This is a genomic window from Nocardia canadensis (assembly GCF_032656385.1).
In the GTDB taxonomy this organism is placed as follows: domain Bacteria; phylum Actinomycetota; class Actinomycetes; order Mycobacteriales; family Mycobacteriaceae; genus Nocardia; species Nocardia canadensis.
The window spans coordinates 313,840-334,965 of the sequence record NZ_JAVCWB010000008.1 but is presented as its reverse complement, the minus strand read 5'-3'; the positions used below and the strand labels follow the sequence as shown (position 1 = coordinate 334,965).

The window sequence follows — 21,126 nt, the reverse complement described above, 5'->3', positions numbered from 1 at the left end:
CGACGCGGGCGGAACGCGCGCCCGGTACGCGTCTCAATCACGCGGCGGCACGGCGAAGGTCGAGCTCGTGAGCGTCGTTCCGTCCCAGCGCTTACCGGTCAACGTCACCGCGACGTGGTTGCCGTCGTCGGTGATATCGAGCACTCCGTATTGCCCGCCGCCAGGGAAGACGCCGTGGCTGTACGGCCCACCCTTCACGCTTCCGGGACGGTCCAGAGCCGCCGCCTGCAGGATGGGAAATCCGCCGCCGCCCTGTGCCGAGTAGTCGGAGTTGGTGCCGTCGTCGATGGCCACCATGTGCGCGTCACCACCGACCATCACGAGGTTCCGCATGCCGGCCGTGGCAATCGCGTCGGCGATGTATCGACGTTCCTCCGGATGCCCAGGCCAGCCGTCGCCCCCCGGATTCGCGGCACCGATCCACGGCAAGGAATTACCCCAGACGACAAGAGCATGTGTGCGACTCGAACGCACCAGCTCATCGACGAGCCAGGCCCGCTGTGCGGCACCCAGCACCGAATCGGACGTGGCACCCGATCGGTCGTCGGTCATGACGAACCGGACCCGCCCGATCGTGAAGGCCTGGTTGATCGTCCCCTCCGGCGCGACGAAGGGGTAGTGGGGAACAACCGTGCCGAACGCAGTACGCGACGCTTCTCTGCCCGGCGAGTCCGCCCCGGCGTCATTGGGGCCGTAGTCGTGGTCGTCCCACACGTAGGCGACCGGACTGCCGCGATAGAACGCGGATTGGCCGGGGCTGGTCAGGACCCGGTCGTACGCGGCGAAGAACGGCCCGGGAACAGTGCTTTCGATATTCCCGTAGTGCAGATCGCCCAGAGCCAGGTGGAGCAGCCCGCGCTCGCGGGCCAACGCGTCGAAGACGGCGCCATCCGACCCGACCCTGGCACAGGAGCCCGCGGTGACGCGGAACGACAACGGCCCCACCGCCGGTGTGCGGAGGTGCCCGACGCCGCGGGTACCGTCCGGCTTCCCATCGACGACGACGGTATAGCTGTAGTCGGTGCCGGGGCGAAGCCCGTCGACCTCCATTCGCGCGATCCGATGCTCGCCCGCCGCGACAGCAGGGGACTCCACCACCGCTCCGTCCGCCGCGGTGAGCCGCGCGCTCGCGCGGCTGTGACCGTCGGCCAGCCGGGCATTGACCGTCACCCCGTCGCTGCGCAAGCCGCCCGACCACGACCACTCGACGCGATCCACGTCGAGTACGGGTGCTGAACTCGCCGGATGCGTAGGGCCGAAATAGATGGCGTACACCCGATTGGCGCCGAACCAGGTGCCGACGAGCAACAGCAACGTGACCACCGCCAGGATCACCAGCTCGAGCGCGGTACGCCGATGCTGCCAGCTCAGCCACAACAACACTGCGGGCACCATCGCGCCACCCGTGAGTAGCATCGCGTAGACCGGCTCGTACTCGATGGCGGCGAAGATCCCGAGGCAGCTGGCCGCGAGCGCGATCAGTACCGCGCCCACCGCCTCCCAGCGCCAGGAGATCAACGCACCGAGCGAAACCAGGGCGGCGAGAGTCAACTGCACCGGCGTTTCGATACGCGAACCGAAGACGAAGCCTTCGCCGTTCGACGGCACTCCGACGGTCATGGTCAACACGGCCAGGGTCAGCGCGGCAGCGGCCGCCGACAGGTGGGCGAGCACGCGGACCAGGCGAGCTCCGGAGATCGTCAACGGGATCACCCCGCGCGGGGAATGGTGCTGCTGCGGATGTGGCGACCACAGACAGCTCCGGCAGGCGACGTGCGCACGGGGCTGCTCGATCACCCACCGGGCTCCGAGGACCAGCGCCAGGCCGATACCGGCACCGCCGAGTACGTCGGTGGGCCAATGCAGTCCCTCGGCGACCCGATCGATCGCGGCGGCAGCGGCCGCCAGTCCCATCACCGTGGTGAGCAGGGAGATCACGCGGCGGCGATGCAGCAACGACGCGACTGCCAGCGGCACCAGACCGGCGATCAGGACAGCCTGGATGACATGGCCACTCGGGTAGGAATCCCACGCACCGGCCAACGCCCCGTCACCCGGGCGCGGGCGCTCGATCGCCGCCCGCAACGCGACACTGGCCAGCAATCCGAACCCCGTCGCGACCGCGTAGCCGACGGCGAGCGCCCGGCACCGTAGCGAGGCCAGCCCGACCAGAACCACCAGTACCAGCACGGTTCTCGTGTCGAATGCCGCAGCCGTGAACCGGGACCACAGGGGCGCGGACAATCCGTCGAACCACGCCGCGACCGTGCGGTCGAAGCCGTCGACCACATACGGCGACGCGGCGACGACCAGCGACAGCAGAGCGGAGGCCGCGGTGGCCGCCATGAACCCGGCGCCGAGCTGCCACGGTGGGCGAGCGAGCCACTCGGCGCCGTCCACCGGCCGGGTGGTCAGCGGGGTGTTGGTCAGCACTCGCGTCAAACGAGAAGGTGGTGCCGGGTAACGAACGAACACGACCGCGGCGACTGCCGCATAGCAGGCGGCTGCCACCGCCACCGCGAGCGACAGGCTCAGCAACCAGGCGATATCGGCCACCCAGCCCGGCTGCTGGAAGAAGTTGGCGACCGATCCGATCGTCACGTACAGAGCCCCACCCGCGAGCGTCAAGGCGATCAGCAGATAGACCGGCCGCGGCCGCAGGCCACGAGCTGCGGCGGTATCGGGCTCGCCGGTGGCGGTCGCGCTACGCGCGACCGCGTGCCCGGCGATGCTCGCTCGTTTGGCGCGCGAGGCGTCATCGCTGCTGCGCAGGAGCTCGCGCAATTCGCTGGCCAGCCAGAACAACAGTCCGACGCTCATGATGGCGGGGACGAAGATGTGCAACCGATCGACACCGAGCAACGCGGCGCGGGCGCGGTCACGGGGTGAGTAGGTCATGGCGTGGTTCCTTCGTCGAGGATCGTCACGGTCCCTGTGGTGCCGTCGACTTCCACGCGGCGTCCGTCGAGCGCGCGTGCGGCGCCGGGGAGGTTGAACACGGCGGGCACGCCGAATTCGCGTGCCAGGATCGCGGCGTGTGACAGTGGACCGCCTTGCTCGATCACCATCGCGCCGCAGCGCATCAGCAGCGGCGCCCAAGAGGGGTCGGTGGTCGTCGCCAGGAGAATCTCGTCGTTGCCCAACGGCTGATCCGGTCGGGTCAGCCGACGCGCGACACCGCGAAATCGACCGTTGCCCGCGGCCCACCCCTGCAGCTGCGGTCCGGTCGTGGCCGTGGTGGGCGCGATTGTGCCGGGGTCGCCTCGGAAGTTCTGTGGCAGCGGCTCGAGCTGCTCTTGACGAAGCACCCGGCGCCGACGGCGATCGAGCACCGCGGGCACGGGCAGCCGCCTCGTGCGCGCGGCCGCCCGAAACTCACCGACGGTCAGCAATTCGATATCCGCCGCGCGGGTGAGGACACCGTCCCGCACCAGTCGTCGACCGAGTTCCAGATGCACCCGGCGGATCTCCCCGCCCAGCAACAGGATCGCGCTCTTGACTCGTTCGCGGCGCTCGAACTGTCCGCGCGCCTCATCGATGAGCCGTTCCACCTGGCGCAGGCGCAGCCAGCGGCCGATGTCGGACTTGGGGCGTCGCGGGCCCCTGTCGATCATCTCCATGACCGCCTCGATCGCGCTCGGCGCAGTTGCGCGCGGTGACCGGGTCGGCGGTTCCTGCCCGGACTCGGCCCAGGTCGGGCCGCAGGGGATCGCCATCGATGCTCGCGGACTGGGCACGATGACCGACCCGGGAACGGTCGACGTAGCCGCCAGTCGCGCCGCGTCCGCCGCCGAACCGAACCGCGCGAGCAGCAACCGAAGCCCTTCGTGAATGGCGCCCGCGTCCGCCGCGACCGTGATCTCGGCAGCCATGGCCCGGGTGGACAGATCGATCAGCGCAAGGTGGTAGCGCATCAGCTCGCTGTCGTCCAGCACCTCCGATCGGGGTGCGGTGCGGTCGATTTCCTGTGCGGCGTGGATCGCGACGTCGGCGTCGAATACGGCGCGGCGCCGGGCTCGCGCCGCGCGAGCTCGGTGCCGCAGCGCGGCGACGCGGGCGGCGAGCCCGCGCGCGGCATCCGGTGCGATCGCCGATCCCGTGACCGCCGCGTCCAGGGCCGCCCGCCCGTGGAGCCGAACCAGCAGCTGGTGTGGCGCGGTCATCGCGCCGAGGGGCAGCGTGCCGAGATCGTCGAACATCGCCCGCAGCGCCTCCTCGACGATGAACGAGCAGACATCCCAGCGCAGCGGCGGCAGCACTCCGGGAAGCATCTCCGCGATGCCCGCGGTGGTGAATTCCGCGCCCGGCAAGTCCCGCGTGTCGGTGTCGCAGGGGTCCTCATCCGCGGCGTTCACCGTGATCGGCCGGGCCTGGACGATCCAGAGCCGGAGTCCGTCCCAGGCCCATTCGATGTCCTGCGGGCGCCCGGCTCGCTGTTCGATCTCGCGCGCGACGGTGACCAATTCCGCGGCTTCGGCCGGGGCTTCGGCCGGCACCTTCCCGTCCGGCACCAGCACTACTCGCGGCGTCTGCTTACCCGAGACCAGCGTCTCCGCCAATCCACGCACGGTCTCGATCCGCACTGTCCCCGCAGGACCGGTGGGATCCTGGGTGAACAACACCCCGGCCCGGACCGCGGGCACCATCGACATGATCAGCGCGGCCATCGCCACGCCCTCGTCGTCGATGCCGAGTGCGCGGCGATAGGCGCGGGGCGCCGGGTGATGCAACGAGGAAAAGACTGACAGCACAGCGCTTTCGACGGCCGCCCGGTCGCTGGGATCGACGTCGAGAACCGAGTGGTACTGACCGGCGAACGACGACGCGTCCATGTCCTCCACCGTCGCCGAGGAGCGCACGGCCACGGCGCGGCCTGCGCCTACCCGCTCCGCGACCGCACACACCTCGTCGATCAGGGTCCGGGGAAGACCCGCGCGGGAGAACGCGGCATCGACTTCAGGGGCGGGCACCGGCTCACCGCGATCGAGACGCGCCAGCAATTCGGCGACAGCGGGCCGACGGGCAACGGCACGGTATGCCGCTGCTGTCACGCAGGCCGCCGCGGGGACCTGGATGCCCCAGCCGATCAATCGGTCCAGCGCTGCGGCTTTGCCGCCGACGAGGCCTCCGCTGCACCCGGCCCCCGACAGGATCAGCACCTCGGTGCAGTCGGCCGACGCGGTGGCGCCGAGCGTGTCGATGCTCGTCATGCCGGGTCGTTCCCACTGGTGAGGCCCAGACGGTAGGCGGCGACGGCACGATCGGCGACCCGCTCCACCGGCTCGTCGCCCGCGGCGGCGCGATCTTCGAGCCATCGAGTCAGATCGTCGCGGAGACCGATGGATCGCCGTGCACCGGACAGCCGGACGGCCGCCGCGGCGGTGAACACGATGCTCGCGCCGAAGACGACCGCCAGATCCCAGTTGCGCCCGGCGGCGGCATCGACCAGCCCGATGAGGGAGATCGCGCCGACTGTGATCATCAGCCCTCGCGCATGGTCGCCGACACTCATCGCGCAACTCCCGTGCCGGTGCGAACATTCCTCATCTTGATCTCCTCGAGTCGGACGGGGGCGGGTCGTTCAGCCGACGCCGCGCCGCCGTCGTTTCCCCAATTCGACCAATCCGGTGACTATTTCGTTAGGGCCCCTGGTCCTGGCCACAGGTGCCTTTCGCCACCGGCGATTCCGGCAGCCGAGGGCGTCGGGACGGTTCCAGTGACACGAGCGCGAGCTGTCGCACCGGAGAAGCGCCGGCGATCCCGCTGGTTTGTCGGCGAAAACCCAGGGCCTCACCGACCGTCACCGACGTCATCCAGCGCCGCCAGAACGCGCTCGGCGTCCACCGTGCCCGGACTCACGAGGTCCACGTCGGCGCCGGGGCAGCTGGATCACCACCAGGGGATCGTCCACCGGAACCGCACAGCGGGTGAAGGTCTGCTGATAGTAGGCCGCGAGCTCCTCGTGCTCGAGCGAACCCGGGTAGGCGACATGCGCCACGCCGTCCGCCCAGCGGCCGCGTAGCCGAATCGACACCGGGTGCGGCGCAGCGAAATTGCGCCACCAGGTCTTGGTCTCGGAGCGCGCCACCCGGACGACGGCGAGATCGCCCACCCGCGCGTACGCCACCGGTAGCGCGATGGGCCGTCCGGAACGTCGTCCCCGGTAGCGCAACTCGGTCATCGTGGGCACACACCGCGCGACCAACGGTATTCCGAGAGCCGAGACCAGGAAGGACGCCCCGATGCCAGGGGCGTGAAAATTCGTCGAGAGGCTCATGATCGGATCATCGTCTCGCCACCACGCACGTCGCCAGAAGCCGAAGTCCCTGTCCCGAGGGCATTTCGGACTCCGAACCCGCTCGCGCGCCGTTGTGTGTCGGGCACCGCGCCGACCGGATGCCGAAGTTCGTGCGCCGGGAGCGAATTCGTTCTACCCGAACCCCGATACTTCGCTCTCGTTCCGAGACTCGTCGAGGCCATCGACATCCAGGATGCTGTCGACCGGTCGGCGAGCGGTCCGCGGGGGCGGCGGCGTTCGGGTGTTGTGCAACCACGGGGTCCGGGCCGCCCGCGCGTGTACGGCACGCACTGTCGTCAGGTCACGTTTCGCGCGTCCCCGTGGCGTCAGACCGGTGTGCCGCCACCGAAGCCACTCGCGAGCAGCAGATCGTGCGCGCGGCGCGCGGACTCGGCGGTCCGCGTGGAGGTGTCCGCTTCCGTCGGCAATTGCTCGAGTCCGTGTGACAGCGCCATAACCGCCTCGGTGAGCGTCGTCACGTGCTGCTCGAGTCGCGTCAGACGATCCGGCTCCGGCTGTTCCTCCACGCCGACCGCGGGCAGGTGCAGTTCGCCCGCGATATCGGAGGTCGCCCCGTACAGAAGGCGGAACAGCGTGATCGGCATCCCGGAGAACACGCGCGGGAGCAGGCCGGGGGAGAATTTCGCGTCCAGCGCGTAGGTCACCGCCGCCACCACTCCGGGAACCTCCGCGAGCTCGATCCCGGCTTCCCGGGCGAACTGCGAGCAGAACTCCCGCAGGCCGTGCCGTACCGGAAGGTGACTCGGTACCCAGTTCTCGAAGTACACACCCCGCAACAGCTCCGGCAGCTGCGCGGACAGATGAGCCGAACTGTCGATACCGATCCGATCGCGCACCGTGTGCAACCACGCACGCAGTGCCCGCATGGCGAACCGGCGATCGTCGGTATCGAGACTTTCGGCTACGGCACGTAGCCACACATGGGCCGTGTGGACCGTCGGGGCCAGCGGATCGTGATGGTTCGACATGAGTTCCTCCTGATTGCCGGCACGGGGTTCGGCGAACTTCGCCGAAACGGCGCGAGACCCCGCGGAAACAGCCACGCCAGGCGCACGAGCCACGCCGTCCACCACGCTGTGCCGGTGTAGCTGGGTGAACGACGTCGTTGTCGCCCACCCGGGGATCGTGCTCGATACCTCCATCATCGGCACCGCGGCCGAACCGCCCCAGATCCGAAGGACACCGCCGTCAAGGCTGAAAGCCCCCCGCGTCGAGGACTTCTTCGTCGGTCGGCGGGCCCGGCCGGCGGTTGTCGTGAGCCTTCGCGGATCTACCGAGGACCAACGCCGCAGCCACGCGGGACCTTCGACCGTATCCGGCCGATGCGGGTCCCGGCGAGGCTGGAAACCGACACCGCCGGATCGGAATTCGTGCTCGCCGGCGGCGCGACCGCGGGCGCCGCCGGCTCAGGTCTGGGAGACCCACCGGTGTCGTCCTGCGGTGCGCCTGCCCCGAGCACTTGCCCGCCAACGCATCGGTGACCGACGCGGCAGCGAGTCGGACGCGACCGCCGAGATCGCCGACGCGACGGCGGCCTCCGACGTCGCCTGCCCCGGCGCTGTCACGCTGGACACCAGCGCACCACTGATCGAGACCCTCGCGGTCGCCGATGACACCTGGCATCGCGGCGCGTTCCCACCCCGCTCCCCGGACACCGCCCTCGCGACAGCAGACCACTCGGCAGGAACAATCCCAGCCATCAGGAGACGACCATGACACAGCACACCGAGAGCCCGCACCAGATCGCCTCGGCCGCGATCGTCGTGGGAATCGACGGATCGGAAGGATCGATCAGCGCCGTCCGCTGGGCAGCACGCACGGCCGCGGACCGCGGCCGTGCCCTGCGCATCGTGCACTGCACCGAACCGATCGCCGATCGAACGCCGCGCAGCGCCTACGACGCCTTCATCTACGCCACCATGCAGGACATCCGGCGCGCGGCCGAACAGATGCTCGCCGCCGCCGCCGACGAGGCGCGCGCCGCCGCGCCGGCCGTCACCCTGACCACCGAACTCGCGAACGGGCGGATCGCCCGAACGCTCATCGATGCGTCGGCGCACGCGCATCTGGTCGTGCTCGGCGCGACCCCCGCCGCGGGCGCGCTCGCCCATCTGGGCTCGACGTTGCTCGCGGTGACCGCGCACGCCCACGGTGCCGTCGTCATCGTGCGCGGACCCGATCCAGATCGCCGCGACGGTCCGGTGGTGGTCGGGGTCGACGGCAGCGGCGTCGGTGAACCCGCGATCGGCGCGGCTTTCGCCGAGGCCTCGCTGCGCGGGGCCGAACTCGTTGCGGTGCACGCGTGGAGTGATCTGTCGGAGGGGCAGTTCGGCGGTGTCGATTACCTGGCGATGCCGGTCGACAACTTCGCCGTCGCCGAAGAGGCGCTGCTGGCCGAACGCCTGGCCGGATGGTCCGAGCTGTTCCCCGACGTGGCGGTCCGGCGCGAGGTCGAGGTGTTCGGGCCACGCGAGCGCCTGGCCCATTGGTCGCAGACCGCACAGCTGCTCGTCGTCGGTAGTCGGGGTCGTGGTGGCTTCCGCGGTCTGCTTCTCGGGTCGACCAGCAACTGGCTCGCGCAACACGCCGAGTGCCCGGTCATGGTCGTGCATCACGACTGATCCGTGACGCCTGCTGTTCCGACGCCGACGCCGCGTTTGTACCGCGACCGCGTCGACCCACGCGTGCCGACACCGACCTGTCGTCGTCGACGGACGAACCGGAGGGGCAGGTCAGGGCGTGACCGGTGACGCCGCGAGTACCGTTCCCGGCGGCAAACGCATCAACGTCGTTCCCGTGTCGGCACGGCGTACCGGGGCGCGGGACGGCCGAAGGTCATCTGATCGGGCCGCTGGTCCTCGTCTCCCAGGACCTTCGGCCCTGACCTCGACCACGGCGGACCGGCCATGCTCGGGTTCATGATCTCGAGGTATCTGCGGCGACTCGACCCACGCCGATCGGTCCTGTGCCTACTCGCCGGGCTGATGGCGACGTGGGCGTTCGCCGGGGCTTTCGGCCTGATCACCGGCGCGGTGCCGTTGAGCCCCGCGTCCGTCGAGCGGATCCCCCTCCACAGCCCGATCCTGGCGGGAGTGGGGCTCGCGCTGGTGGTCGGCCTGCCGATGGCGGTCGTGGCACTGACAGTCACCGACGACGACACGCACAACGCGCAGACGACGTTGGTGGCCGCGTCCGCGCTGATCGGCTGGATTCTGCTCCAGCTCGCGCTGCTGCGCGAGTTCAGCTGGCTACAACCGGTCTGTCTCGTTTTCGCCTTCGCCGTTGCCGCTCTGGGCACGCCACCACTGCACGACCACACCGACCTCCGACCGCGAAGCGAGTTGAACTGATGCATGCGCAGGTTGTCTACGAGTCCATGTTCGGCAACACCGCCGCGATCGCCGAAGCCGTCGCGACCGGCCTACGGTCACATTTCGAGGTGACGGTGTCCCCTGTCGCCGAGGCCGTGAATCATCCGGCACCACAGGTCGACCTGCTCGTCGTCGGTGGTCCCACGCACGCGTTCGGGCTCAGCCGAACCGCTACCCGCCAGGATGCGGCGGGCCAGACCGACGATCCCGTCGAGATCGAGATCGGGATTCGAGAATGGCTCGACGCGGCGCTGCCCGTGCCGTCGCCACGGTCGGCCGCCGCCTTCGGCACCAAGATCGCTCATCCGCCCTGGCTGCCGGGTTCGGCGGCGAAAGGCATCGCCAAGCGTCTGCGGCACCTGGGGTACCACCTCGCGGCCGCCCCTGCCGATTTCCTGGTCGAGGACATGACCGGTCCGCTTCGTTCCGGTGAGCTCCAGCGCGCCACCGAATGGGCGGCCCGGCTGGCCGCCGCCTCACCGAGCCTCCCGGATGCGCGATGAGCATGCCGGTCGCGCACGGCCTCTCGCGGATCGGCGCGATCAGGGCACCAGCACGGCGGCATCGACTCACCGCTGATCATCGCTCGGCCCGGCGCCGACGTTCGAGCTCGTGGCCGGGCGGTGCGCTCGGGCACAGCGTCAGCTGTGCTCGGGTACTTCCCTTTCCCGCAGGCGGATACCGGTGACGATGTCGGGATCGATCGTGATGACGGCGTCCATCATGCCTTCCACCCAGGGCCGCAGCCGCCGCTCGTAGCTCGCGATGCGCCCGGGGTCGGAGACGGTGCGGGCCAGTCCGGTCACCGACACCGACCATCCGACGCGGCGCACCGGATCGATCTCGTCGGCGCCGTAGGTGACCACCACCGGCGAGCTGTGGGAGGCGAGCCCGGTGAGCGGGGAGTGCAGGCGGGTCCGCACGACGATCAACCCGTCCTCGTCGAGGAGGTGATTGACCGGGCGGATCGCCGGCAACGCGTCGCGGGTGTAGACCACCCTGCCCATCGGCACGCTCGCCAGCAGACGCAACGCCTCCGCCCGTCCCAGCTCGACTACCTGGCGCTGCGCATCACCCGCGTTCCCCGAGTCGATCACCGCGGGACTCCGGCGAGAGGCGAACGCCACATCTCGATCAGCCGCACCAGGTTTCGACCTCGCCTTCTGTTCGTCGGTCCGGTCCTGATGAGACCAAATAGGCCGAGCGATGGCCTAGTGCCGAAGGCCCCTTCACGATGGGCCTTTCAGCCCTTCGAAGCAACGATGCCGTGGTGATGCGGAAGGCGGCCACCGACCGGCGGACCACCCTGGGGCATGTCATCGCCCCGACGTTCGAGACCGCGCACAGGCGACCAATGGCGAACCCGGCGTGGACGTTCGGCTCTGCCGGGACGCAACCCGCCACGCCATGCTGGCGTCATGGACCCCAGCACGCATCCGGTACCGATCGCGACCTTCACCATCAATCCCACGGTGGATCTGTCCCTGGAGGTCGCGCGCCTGCGACCCGAGGGCAAGTCACGTGCGCGGCTGCGATCGATACGCGGTGGCGGCGGGGGCATCAATGTCGCGCGCGGTGTCCGGCGTCTGGGCGGTACGGCCCTGGCCCTGCATACCGCGGGCAGAGAAGTGGGCGCGCGGTTGAACCGGCTGCTCGACGACGAAGGGCTCGCGCACCTACCCGTCGATATCGGCGAGGACACCCGCGAGGCCCTCGTCATCGCCGAGCGGGAGTCGGCGAGCAGCTACCACGTCGTTCCCGAGGGGCCGACGTTGTCCGCCGCTGAGGAGCGGCACTGTCTCGACATGATCACCCGAACCGCTCGGCACTGCGACTATTTCGTGCTCTCCGGCAGTGCGACGCCCGGTCTGAGCGCGGAGTTCAGTGCCACGGTGGCGCGCACCGTCGCCGATGCCGGCGCCGCGCTGATCGCCGACATCGCCGGCAGCCAGCTGACGACGATGCTGGCCGAACGCGTCTTCCTGGTTCGGCTGGATCGCGTCGAAGCCGCCGCCCTGATCGGCCGTCCGATCAGCGGGTACGACGACGCGTGCGCGGCCAACGCCCTGCTGCTCGAGCGCGGCGCCTGCGAACACGCGATCACCACGGTCGGTGCGCTCGGCGCGGTGTGCTCCGACAGCAACGGCCACCGCGTGATAGCGGCGCCGCACCTGCCGACGCCGCCGCGCAGCGACGCGTGCGCGGGAGACAGCCTGGTCGCGGCGATCACACACCAGTTGGCTGAGGGCGCCGACGTGCCGCTGGCATGCGAGCTCGGGGTGGCCGCCGCGGCGGCCACCGTCATGCTGCCCGGCACCGACATCTTCGAATCCGCGACGGTGGACACACTCGCGGCTCGGGTCCGCGCAGTGCGGGCGACCGGCTCCGTCACCGAATGACGGTGTCCGGCCATTCCGGGCCCACTGTGCCGAAAGTCCCCGTTGTTCAGGTACAGGTGCCCTGCCGGAGGCCGGCCGGTACGGCGACCCTGAAGATATGAGTGAGATCACCACCGACGACCACGACCGGCAACGGACTTCCGCGGCGCCCGTGGTCGTCGGCGTCGACGATTCAGCCACCGCCATCCGCGCGGCGCAGTGGGCCGCTGTCGTCGCCGACGCCCGGCGCGTTCCGCTGCGGCTGGTCCACGTCGCGGGCCGACATGTCGACGCACCGACGAGCGCGGCAATCCTCGACAGCGCCCGTCGCGCTGTGCTCGACCGGTGGGCACGCACAGCACCCACCCCGGCGCCCGCGATCAGCACGCGGGCGCTGCGCGGGGATCCGGCGACCAGGCTGACCGGCTTGTCGGCGAACGCCTCCGAGGTCGTCGTCGGCAGTGCGAGCCGAACCACGCGGTCGATGCTCGGGTCCGTGGCGACCACGCTGGCGGCGTCGGCGCACTGCCCCGTCGCGGTGATCCGGCCCCCAGCCAGCGGGGCCGCGGCGGTGGGGCCGGTGCTGGTCGTCACCACACCCACGGACAGCGGCGCGTCCCTGGCGCTGTCGGCCGCGATGCGTGCCGCCGCTGAGCGCCGCAGCGAGATGATGGTCGTGACCGTCACCCGACCGGCCGCGCGTACCTCGACGCCTCGCGCCGAGCAGGATATCGAGGCACTGCTGGCCTCTCACGGACGCCACTTCCCCACTGTCCGGGCTCGGCTGGTCACCTACTTCGGCCATACCCGCACCGCCATCGAGAAATTCGGTGCCACAGCGCAATTGGTGGTCACCGCCCGGCACCGCAGACCGTTCTGGCCACAGCTGAGCGGAACCTCGTACCTTGCCCTCCAGCACACTCGTTGCGCGGTCCTGATGGTTCCCGAGCAGCAGGCGCATCCGACCGCCATCGAACGCCTCCGCCTCCGTCGCGCGGCCGACCAGATGATCGGCTGAGTCCTGCGCCCGTGAGCAGAGGCCGCCGCCCATATTCTGCTCGATCCCGACAATCTGCCGATGACCTCGGTCGTCGTCGTTCCTCCGCGCTTCGAGTGAGGGCCGACCACGCCGACGTCGGTGTCAGCCGCACTCGGGAAGCATCAGGTCCTCGATCGGACGACGAGGAGTCATGGTCGGCGCCGCACCGATATCCGGCGCCCATCCCACGCGCAGGAGAGCTTGGGGAAACGCCGTGCCGCCCAGCGCCTCGGTCCGGAGGAAGTCCCGTCGCGACTCGAGCGGCTCTGTGAGCAAGCACGTGGCCAGCCCGATATTGGTGGCGGTCAGCAGCACAGCGCTGACCGCCTCACCGGCACGCAGCCTCGACAGCGCATCGTCGGTCGGTGTGCCGGCCACGAAGAGCTCGGCGTAGTCGACGACCGCAACGTCCGTGCTCTCCGCGGAACCGGCCTCGATCGGCGACCATCGCGGCGCACCTCCGGGAGGCTCCCCAGCGAGCGCAGACCGGCTCGCCGAGAACACCTTCGGGCGAGGCGAGCCCGCGAGGCATTCGCGATCCCTGTCGGAGAGGAGATGCACGACGCCACCCGACGCCGCCGCGCGCTCACGGAACAAGCTCAGGTACCCGGCTGGTATCGGACGCATCTGGTAGGGGCGTTGATCGCTGCGCCGCTCCGTGATCGCCTCGCGCAGCGACTTCTCCAGCATCGTGGCGCGATGCGGTACCCATCGAAGCGACGCCAGAAGACCGGGTCGGGCAACATCCGGCAGCCGGCGGACGACCGTGGCCCACCCGGCTGCGGCGAAGGCCACGCTCAGATGGTGCAGCGCGATGCCACAGCCCAGCATCGCGTCGCGCGATTCCCGGTCTGTCGCGAACGGCGAATATCGCGGATCCAGGTACAGGTGGACAGCGCGATCGGTCACCCGCCACCGCCACGGCTGGGTGTTGCGCCGGGACGGCGCACGCCCAGCGAGCGTCAGTGCCGCTGTGACGGTGCGGCGGTCGGGCATTGCGGGGTCCATGGGGCGTCGTCCTTTCGTCTGCCTCTCCCACCGTGCCACCGCGCTCCGAGCGAGGTTAGAGCACGAAGGCATCGTCTGAGATGACTTCGGGCCGATACCCGGACCGCCGAGAATCACGCCAGGACCGCGCCGGACACCTGGGGTTCCGCTCCCGCAGCGAACACCACCCAGGGCCGAAGGACCCCTCGCACGTAGGACCGAAGCCCTTGATGGTGTTGCCTTTCGGCGCGTTGGCACGACCAGAGAAACATGCAACTCTCAGTTACACCTATTTGCGGCCGTCGGCCGCCGAGCCCTGGGAGTGAAATGACCAGCGAGCAGACCTTCGACGAAACCATGAAGACCCTGTCCGAAGCATCGGTCACCGTGCACTTCGACGCCTTCACCGACATCGCCTGGGACAACCCCGACTACGAGATCCGCTGGAACGACCCACGCTGGGTGCTGCCCGACGTGGATCCCCTCGGCAGGCACCCCTGGTACCGGGCCCTTCCCGTCGAACGGCAGATCGCGATCGGCATCTGGCGCCAGGCCAATGTCTGCAAGGTCGGACGCACGTTCGAGGAGATCCTGATCGGCGGGATCATGGCGTTCGCGATCACCCTCCCCAACGGCAGACCGGAGTTTCGCTACATCACGCATGAGGCGACCGAGGAGTGCCATCACACGCAGATGTTCCAGGAGTTCGTCAACCGCTCGGGGGCCGATGTTCCCGGGGCGCGTCGACTGTTCCGTCGAGCGGGGCCGTTCATCTCGCTTGCCGGGCAGTTCACCCCGGCGCTGTTCTGGGCCGGAGTGCTGGCCGGCGAGGAACCGATCGACCACATCCAGAAGGCGTACCTGAGGTCCGATGTCGAGCTGCATCCACTGATCGAGCGGATCATGCAGATTCACGTCGCCGAGGAAGCGCGCCATATCTCGTTCGCGCATCGCTACCTGCGCGAGACCGTCACCACCTACCGGCCCGTCCGCCGGCTGCTGCTGTCGCTGGCCTTTCCCCTCATCATGCGGGTGTTGTGTGACGTCATCGTGATCCCGCCGAAGGAGATGACCGATGAGCTCGGCATCCCGAAAAGCGTGATCCGCGAGGCGTTCTGGGACAACGCGGATTCCACCCGGCAATTGCGGGACGTCTTCGCCGATGTCCGCGCCCTGGCGATGGACGCCGGGCTGATGAACCCCCTCGCCCGGCAGGTGTGGCGGTTGCTCGGCATCGACGGTCCGGCATCGCGGTACCGCAGCGAACCCGCGCGCCGTTCGGCCGCCTGAGGTGCGACCCGGTCACCCAGCCGTTGCTTCGCACCGCGTGGGCGCGATCGGGCCGTGCGCCATCACCACACATCAACCTCGACAGGAGTCACACATCATGTCCAGTGAGCCGGAACTTTCACGTCCCCAGCACGATTCGGCGGTGGATCTCGACGTGCTCGTGGTCGGCGCCGGACTCTCCGGCATCGCCATGGGCCATTACTTGAAGACGCAGCTGCCGGGCAGGTCCTTCCTGCTGCTGGACGCGCGGGACAGGATCGGTGGCACCTGGGACCTGTTCCGCTACCCCGGCATCCGATCGGATTCCGACCTGCAGACCTACGCCTACGCATTCAAGCCGTGGGCCCACGATTCGGCGATCGCGGACGGCGCGGACATCCTCGACTACCTGGCCGAGGCCGTCGACGACGACGAACTGGCGCCGAACATCCGGTTCGGGCACAAGGTGCTCAGCGCGGACTTCTCGACCGAACAGGCCCGTTGGACGGTGCGCGTGCAGGTGGCGAACGACCGCATCGTCACAATGACCTGCCGATTCCTGTTCAGCGCGGCGGGCTACTACTCCTACGAGCAGGCGCACGCGCCCCATTTCGACGGTCAGGAGAACTTCGCGGGGCAGATCGTCCACCCGCAGTTCTGGCCCGAGGACCTGGACTACCGAGATCGCCGGGTGGTGGTGATCGGCAGCGGCGCGACCGCGGTCACCCTGGTGCCTGCGATGGCCGCGACCGCGGCCCGGGTCATCATGCTGCAACGATCACCGAGCTATGTCCTGCCGCTGCCCGGTACCGACTATCTGGCGGTCGCGCTGCGGACGGTGCTGCCCGGGACTACGGCGTACCGCGTCGCCCGGCGGCTCAACATCGCCCGCCAGCGATTCCTCTGGGAGTTGAGCACACGGCATCCGACAGTGACCCGCCGGATGATCCGCGCGGTGAACAAGGCGCTGTTGCCGCGCGGGTACGAGGTCGACGTCCACTTCAACCCCCGCTACGACCCCTGGGACGAACGGCTGTGCGCGGTCCGGGACGGCGACCTGTTCAGGGCCATCCGTGAGGGGAGAGCCGAAGTGGTCACCGACCACATCGACCGTTTCCTCGAGCACGGCATCGCGTTGACCTCCGGCAGGCGGATCGACGCCGACATCGTCGTCACCGCGACCGGTCTGCGCTTGCTTCCCTTCGGCGGCATCCAGCTGAGCAAGGACGGTGCGCCCATCGACGTCGGCCGGACCATGGCGTTCAAGGGAATGATGCTCAGCGGCGTACCGAACTTCGCCTACGCGATCGGCTACACCAATTCGTCGTGGACGCTGAAGCTGGATCTGGTGTGCGAACACCTGTGTCGCTTGCTGCGACTGCTCGACGAGCGCGGCTACGACACCGTGGAACCGGTCGCCGACAGGTCGGTCGAGCATCGGCCGATGCTCGACTTCCATGCCGGCTACGTGCGCCGGGCGGCGGACGCGCTCCCCAAACAGGGCACCTCCGGCCCGTGGACCGTGACGATGACCTACGCCTCCGACCTCGCACGCCTGCGCAACGGCCCGGTCGACGACCCGGCCTTGAAATTCAGCCGACAGAACGTGGATTCGGCCGTTACCACGCATCGGACTCCATCGGCGGTTCCCGAGATCATGGTCACGGACACTGTGGATAACCGTGAGCTCACGAGGACCGACCGCGCTCCCCGCCGCGACGCCCGGCCGCAGTCAGCGCGGTGAGCGCTGCGCAGCTCACCCATTCGTTCGGCAACCGGTGACTGGTAGGTCCCCAGCTGACCAGGGACGACCCACCGCCGGGGTGCGCGGAGCTGACGCGATAGAACTTGGCCTCCGCGGGAAAACCGCCGTCGGGCAAGCGCTTCGCCTCGACCGCGTCCAGAGCCTCGGCGCAGCGTGGGTCGTCGATCAACTCGGCCTCGGCCAGTACTGTCAACGCGAACAGGATGTCGTAGTGCCAATAGCACGGGAAGTGCAGCGCGAGAAAGGACCGATCGATGATCGAGCCGTCGGTGCGGCGGCGGAACAGTCGACGGCCGAGGAACAGCTCGGAGGCGCGCAGGACCGCCTCACGAGCCTCACAATCTCGAGTGGTGCGGGCATAGGCATTCAGTGCCCGCAGCGGGACGAGGCTCTCCCCGAAGGACGACACGCGACCGGTCGCTCGCCGATCGCAGTTCCAGCCGCCGTCGGGCCATTGAGCACGGAGCAGACGGGCGGCCAGGCGATCGACCCGCTCGTCGGCCAGCCCCAACCGCAGCAGCGCCCAGATCAGGTTGCCCTCGATCGACGCGTGCAACGTCGGCAGCTTCTGTCCCCGAACCCGGCCCATATGACGCCGCTCGTATTCCGACGACAACACCCAGTCCAAGGCTTGCTCGCGCAGCGGCACCAAGGCGTCGTCACCCGACGGGTACCCGAGCTCGGCCAAGGCGACCAGCACCCAATGCGCCCCCCGCCATTTGGCGCTGTAAGGGTGGAAGGGCAGGGTGCCGTCGGCGAGCCGTTCGGAGAGCAGACGCCCCACGCGCTCGCTGCCGGGTACCGCAGCCACCGCCGCGAGGACCGCGGGATCCCGAGACGGCAATCCGACCACACCGACGAGCGTCCGCCAGCGGATGGACGGCTCCCCGGAGCGGAGCAGTCGTGCGACGATCGGGTCCGGTTCGATCGGCATCCTCAGTGCCTCCGTACGGCCGGTTCCGCCGCCGCCCACTGAGCAGATCGGCGGCGAAACGGTGTCGACGACTGTGCCCGGTCGCCGGTGCCGTCCGGCGCGAGAAGCACCAGGCCGATCGGAAACAGCGCCGGAAATCCCACCACCACCACGTCGACGACGCGCATCTGTGAGGAGGCCGTAGTGCCCGTCGTAGCGGTGATACAGCACTCGGCCGCGACCCCGCTCCGGGTCACGGAAGAACACGAACGGCCATCCCGTCACCTCCAACCGGTCGACGGCGGCGTCGACACCGAGCTCGGGTGGGCGCGCGGAACTGATCGAGACGGCCTCTCTGCCCCCGATCACCAGGTCAGGCCGTGGGTCGAGCTGCGCCAGGCGAAGCCCCGTGGGACCCGACCGGTACAGGACGCTGTCGAGGCCGCTTCCGGATTCGGTGAACAGGTGGAAGTCGTAGTCCAGCAACGCCATATCGAACGCCGCCTCGTCACAGGTCTCCGCCGCGAGGGCGAACGACTTGCGGCGCAGAATCTCACGCTCCTCGATGGGGCGCGGAAAGTAGGGCAGGCGTTGCCGAGGGGCGGCCCCGTGATGCCAGCCCGTCGTGTCCGCGGGCAGGCGATCACCACCGCGCTGCGCTTCCCAGCGCCGCGACAAGCGCTCCAGCCGAACACGCAACCGATCCGCCAGCGCATCGATGGCTTCGCGGGTGGTCGCGGCCGTCACCTGCGCGCGCACCGCGACTCCGGCCATGTTCACATTCGCTTGCGCCATGATCGGCTCCACGACCGCCGGGTCCGCGTGACCCACGAGCCGAACCCGCACCGACAGCACCGGTTCCGACGCTGACCGCAATGCGCAGCCGATCTTCTCGCGCGCGTACTCCGTCGCCGCGGCGGACACGTGCCGCCCCAACGAGATCCGCACAGTCGCCTCCGGCGATTCCGTGCTCTGCAGCATGGCGTTCTCCTTCTGTCTCACCTGATCAGACTCGCCGACCCGGGCGCGCGCGGGCAGGGCCCCAATACCGGCCGACTCAGCGCATTGGGCACAGATTCGGAGGTCTTTCGTCACTCCCCCGACCGACAGCAAGCAGTGCCGCTGCCGGTCCTCGCTCGCTCCGCGTGGCGACTCGCGTTCTTCTCCGCCTGGTGGCTCGTCGTCGATTCGGACCTGGCACCGGCTCCGACACCATCGGTGCGACATCATCGCGCCGGTCCGGCCGAGCGGTGTCAGGCGCGCCTCGAGTACATGAAGAGCCGTGCGGCCCGGCAGACACGGACTTCCGGCACTTCTCGCCGCTCCCCCCGACATTCCAGACTGTGACACCGGCCGAGTCCCACCAGGAGGTACCCATGTCGCTCGCCCGTGGCGAAGACCCCGCTCCCCTGCCGCTCGACGACGGCGCCGAATCAGCGACGACGGTGCGCTGGCCGGAACCGAGTCCGCTCCAGGGATGGTGGAACGAGGTGATGAGCTCGGCCGGAGGAGGTCCGAAGCGGCCGTCCGAATGGGCATGACGGAACCCGCGGTGTTTCTCGAGGCCGCTCGCCACCTCGGCGTTCTCCCGCCGCCGGTCCGAACCATCGGCCGACGGCGATGCCGATGTCAGGCCGTCGCCGCTGCCCGGTGGTCGATCCACGCGTTGTAGCCGCCGACCAGGTCGCTGACCTGTTCGACGCCCAGCGAGCGGAGCAGCGACGCGGCAACGCTCGAGCGCCAGCCACCCGCGCAGTGCACCACGATCGGCACACCCGTGGGCAGCTCCCCGATCCTGGACCGCAACTGCGCCAACGGGATCGAGGTCGCTTCGGGAATGTAGCCGAACTCCCGCTCGCCGGGGTTGCGGACATCGACGAGGGCGACCCGGTCGGCGTCGAGTAGCTGTCGCAGCTGCTCGACGGTTGTCCTCGGTGCGGCTTGCACGAGATCCGTCAGTTCAGCCGGGAAGACTCCACCGTGGTCGACTGTGAAGTACCCGACCGCCTCGTCGGACCCGATGCGCGCCAGTCGCAGCGCCGCGTTCTGTTCTTCGCCGGGATAGGCGATCAGCACGATCCGGTCGCCGATCTCGGCCACCATGCCGCCGGTTTCGGCGAAGCGGCCGTCGAAACCGACGTTCACCGATCCGCGCAGGTGCCCGGCAGCGAAGTCCTCGGGGGTGCGGGCATCGAGAACGATCGTGCCGGAAGCCAATTCGTCGCGAACCTGTCGCGCGGTGAAGGACGGAACGGCGCGGCTCGGATCCAGCACGGCACGGTTGCCCTTGTTGAGGGCGGCGTCGACATGGAAGTACTCCGGGACGGCCGGCTGACCGTGGGTGATCAAAGCGACGAAGGATTCCTCACTCATCGGCTGCACCGACGGATTGGTTCTACGCTGCTCCCCGATCGTCGAGGTCAGCTCCGCGGAGAGGTTCTTTCCGCACGAGGAACCCGCGCCGTGTGCGGGCATGACGATCACCGAATCCGGCAGCGTCAGCAGTGTTTCGTGGATGGTGCGGTACATCGCCCTGGCGAGGTCGGCGGTGGAGCCGTCACCGAGGTTGACCAGGTCGGGTCGGCCCACGTCCCCGATGAAGAGCGAGTCACCGGTCAGCACCGCCGTCGGCCGGGCCGTCGGGTTTTCACGTACCAGCAGGCTGATCGATTCCCAGGTGTGCCCGGGAGTGGACAACACCTCCAACTCGACCTCGCCCAGCGAGACGCGTTCGCCGTGCGCGAGCCGGCGAATCGGGTAGGCGGTCTCGGCCGCGGCACCGAATCCGATCCACGCACCGGTCGCGTCGAGCAGCTCGAGGTGCCCGGAGACGAAGTCCGCGTGGAAATGCGTGTTGATCACGCCTTCGATCGTCAGCCCGAATCGCCGCGCGTCGTCGAGATACTCGGTGACGTCGCGCCGCGGGTCGACGACGACGGCCCGTCCGGAGCTCTCGTCGCCGATCAGGTACGAGGCATGGGACAGGCATTCGAGGTAGTACTGCTCGAGAATCATCACGCTTCCTCCATTCCGCGACGACACGTTCTCGCTGCCGCTGTGGACAGATTGCCACATACCCCCTAGG

Annotated in this window: 16 protein-coding genes; 7 read left to right on the top strand and 9 right to left on the bottom strand. The window is 69.2% G+C overall.

Annotated features, from left to right (window positions below):
* Window positions 1-33 precede the first annotated feature (33 nt).
* From Q7X29_RS15245 to Q7X29_RS15225, 5 genes are all read right to left on the bottom strand, one after another.
* Window positions 34-2,898, bottom strand: coding sequence for an alkaline phosphatase D family protein (locus Q7X29_RS15245; protein ID WP_316574472.1), 2,865 nt, complete (start codon window positions 2,896-2,898; stop codon window positions 34-36).
* Window positions 2,895-5,210, bottom strand: a complete 2,316-nt coding sequence (locus tag Q7X29_RS15240; RefSeq protein WP_316574471.1) for a PEP/pyruvate-binding domain-containing protein — start codon at window positions 5,208-5,210, stop codon at window positions 2,895-2,897. The genes Q7X29_RS15245 and Q7X29_RS15240 overlap by 4 nt, the downstream gene beginning before the upstream one ends.
* Window positions 5,207-5,482, bottom strand: a complete 276-nt coding sequence (locus Q7X29_RS15235; protein WP_316574470.1) for a hypothetical protein — start codon at window positions 5,480-5,482, stop codon at window positions 5,207-5,209. The genes Q7X29_RS15240 and Q7X29_RS15235 overlap by 4 nt, the downstream gene beginning before the upstream one ends.
* A gap of 327 nt (window positions 5,483-5,809) precedes the next feature.
* Window positions 5,810-6,277, bottom strand: coding sequence for a nitroreductase/quinone reductase family protein (locus Q7X29_RS15230; RefSeq protein ID WP_316574469.1), 468 nt, complete (start codon window positions 6,275-6,277; stop codon window positions 5,810-5,812).
* 347 nt (window positions 6,278-6,624) lie between these two features.
* The gene (locus Q7X29_RS15225; RefSeq protein WP_218719057.1) at window positions 6,625-7,287 is read right to left on the bottom strand and encodes a DUF2267 domain-containing protein; all 663 of its coding nucleotides are present in this window, start codon (window positions 7,285-7,287) and stop codon (window positions 6,625-6,627) included.
* Window positions 7,288-8,031: 744 nt separating this feature from the next.
* Between Q7X29_RS15225 and Q7X29_RS15220 the strand changes: the two genes are divergently transcribed.
* The 3 genes from Q7X29_RS15220 (at window position 8,032) to Q7X29_RS15210 (ending at window position 10,193) form a co-directional block, all read left to right on the top strand.
* A complete protein-coding gene (locus Q7X29_RS15220; RefSeq protein ID WP_218719056.1) occupies window positions 8,032-8,940 on the top strand; it encodes a universal stress protein in 909 nt (302 codons plus the stop codon).
* A 297-nt stretch (window positions 8,941-9,237) separates the two neighbouring features.
* Window positions 9,238-9,669 (top strand): hypothetical protein, encoded by a 432-nt coding sequence (locus Q7X29_RS15215; protein WP_218719055.1) that lies wholly within the window; start codon window positions 9,238-9,240, stop codon window positions 9,667-9,669.
* Window positions 9,669-10,193 (top strand): flavodoxin family protein, encoded by a 525-nt coding sequence (locus Q7X29_RS15210; protein WP_316574468.1) that lies wholly within the window; start codon window positions 9,669-9,671, stop codon window positions 10,191-10,193. Before Q7X29_RS15215 ends, Q7X29_RS15210 begins: the two co-directional genes overlap by 1 nt.
* A gap of 138 nt (window positions 10,194-10,331) precedes the next feature.
* Here the strand turns inward: Q7X29_RS15210 and Q7X29_RS15205 are convergent, their stop codons facing one another.
* Window positions 10,332-10,787 carry a pyridoxamine 5'-phosphate oxidase family protein gene (locus tag Q7X29_RS15205; protein ID WP_308248523.1) on the bottom strand — a complete coding sequence of 152 codons (456 nt, stop codon included), beginning with the start codon at window positions 10,785-10,787 and terminating at the stop codon, window positions 10,332-10,334.
* 321 nt (window positions 10,788-11,108) lie between these two features.
* Between Q7X29_RS15205 and Q7X29_RS15200 the strand changes: the two genes are divergently transcribed.
* Both Q7X29_RS15200 and Q7X29_RS15195 read left to right on the top strand, forming a co-directional pair.
* A complete protein-coding gene (locus Q7X29_RS15200; protein WP_316574467.1) occupies window positions 11,109-12,089 on the top strand; it encodes a 1-phosphofructokinase family hexose kinase in 981 nt (326 codons plus the stop codon).
* A gap of 97 nt (window positions 12,090-12,186) precedes the next feature.
* Window positions 12,187-13,086: a universal stress protein gene (locus Q7X29_RS15195; protein ID WP_316574466.1), complete on the top strand. Its 900-nt coding sequence runs from the start codon at window positions 12,187-12,189 to the stop codon at window positions 13,084-13,086.
* Between the two features lie 123 nt (window positions 13,087-13,209).
* Here the strand turns inward: Q7X29_RS15195 and Q7X29_RS15190 are convergent, their stop codons facing one another.
* Window positions 13,210-14,115 (bottom strand): nitroreductase family protein, encoded by a 906-nt coding sequence (locus Q7X29_RS15190; protein WP_218719051.1) that lies wholly within the window; start codon window positions 14,113-14,115, stop codon window positions 13,210-13,212.
* 306 nt (window positions 14,116-14,421) lie between these two features.
* Between Q7X29_RS15190 and Q7X29_RS15185 the strand changes: the two genes are divergently transcribed.
* A complete protein-coding gene (locus Q7X29_RS15185; protein ID WP_316574465.1) occupies window positions 14,422-15,384 on the top strand; it encodes an AurF N-oxygenase family protein in 963 nt (320 codons plus the stop codon).
* Between the two features lie 97 nt (window positions 15,385-15,481).
* Window positions 15,482-17,107, top strand: coding sequence for a flavin-containing monooxygenase (locus Q7X29_RS15180; RefSeq protein WP_316574464.1), 1,626 nt, complete (start codon window positions 15,482-15,484; stop codon window positions 17,105-17,107).
* Here the strand turns inward: Q7X29_RS15180 and Q7X29_RS15175 are convergent.
* Both Q7X29_RS15175 and Q7X29_RS15170 read right to left on the bottom strand, forming a co-directional pair.
* Entirely contained in the window at window positions 17,052-19,154 is a 2,103-nt protein-coding gene (locus Q7X29_RS15175) for a sigma 54 modulation/S30EA ribosomal C-terminal domain-containing protein (protein ID WP_316574463.1), read from the bottom strand. The genes Q7X29_RS15180 and Q7X29_RS15175 overlap by 56 nt on opposite strands.
* Before the next feature lie 516 nt (window positions 19,155-19,670).
* Complete coding sequence (locus tag Q7X29_RS15170) at window positions 19,671-21,056, bottom strand: MBL fold metallo-hydrolase (protein WP_218719044.1); 1,386 nt, start codon at window positions 21,054-21,056, stop codon at window positions 19,671-19,673.
* Between the last annotated feature and the right edge of the window lie 70 nt (window positions 21,057-21,126).

Coding starts and splice junctions, on each gene's coding strand:
- Q7X29_RS15245 (WP_316574472.1), bottom strand. CDS start 2,898: ATGACCTACTCACCCCGTGACCGCGCCCGCGCCGCGTTGCTCGGTGTC.
- Q7X29_RS15240 (WP_316574471.1), bottom strand. CDS start 5,210: ATGACGAGCATCGACACGCTCGGCGCCACCGCGTCGGCCGACTGCACC.
- Q7X29_RS15235 (WP_316574470.1), bottom strand. CDS start 5,482: ATGATCACAGTCGGCGCGATCTCCCTCATCGGGCTGGTCGATGCCGCC.
- Q7X29_RS15230 (WP_316574469.1), bottom strand. CDS start 6,277: ATGAGCCTCTCGACGAATTTTCACGCCCCTGGCATCGGGGCGTCCTTC.
- Q7X29_RS15225 (WP_218719057.1), bottom strand. CDS start 7,287: ATGTCGAACCATCACGATCCGCTGGCCCCGACGGTCCACACGGCCCAT.
- Q7X29_RS15220 (WP_218719056.1), top strand. CDS start 8,032: ATGACACAGCACACCGAGAGCCCGCACCAGATCGCCTCGGCCGCGATC.
- Q7X29_RS15215 (WP_218719055.1), top strand. CDS start 9,238: ATGATCTCGAGGTATCTGCGGCGACTCGACCCACGCCGATCGGTCCTG.
- Q7X29_RS15210 (WP_316574468.1), top strand. CDS start 9,669: ATGCATGCGCAGGTTGTCTACGAGTCCATGTTCGGCAACACCGCCGCG.
- Q7X29_RS15200 (WP_316574467.1), top strand. CDS start 11,109: ATGGACCCCAGCACGCATCCGGTACCGATCGCGACCTTCACCATCAAT.
- Q7X29_RS15195 (WP_316574466.1), top strand. CDS start 12,187: ATGAGTGAGATCACCACCGACGACCACGACCGGCAACGGACTTCCGCG.
- Q7X29_RS15190 (WP_218719051.1), bottom strand. CDS start 14,115: ATGGACCCCGCAATGCCCGACCGCCGCACCGTCACAGCGGCACTGACG.
- Q7X29_RS15185 (WP_316574465.1), top strand. CDS start 14,422: ATGACCAGCGAGCAGACCTTCGACGAAACCATGAAGACCCTGTCCGAA.
- Q7X29_RS15180 (WP_316574464.1), top strand. CDS start 15,482: ATGTCCAGTGAGCCGGAACTTTCACGTCCCCAGCACGATTCGGCGGTG.
- Q7X29_RS15170 (WP_218719044.1), bottom strand. CDS start 21,056: ATGATTCTCGAGCAGTACTACCTCGAATGCCTGTCCCATGCCTCGTAC.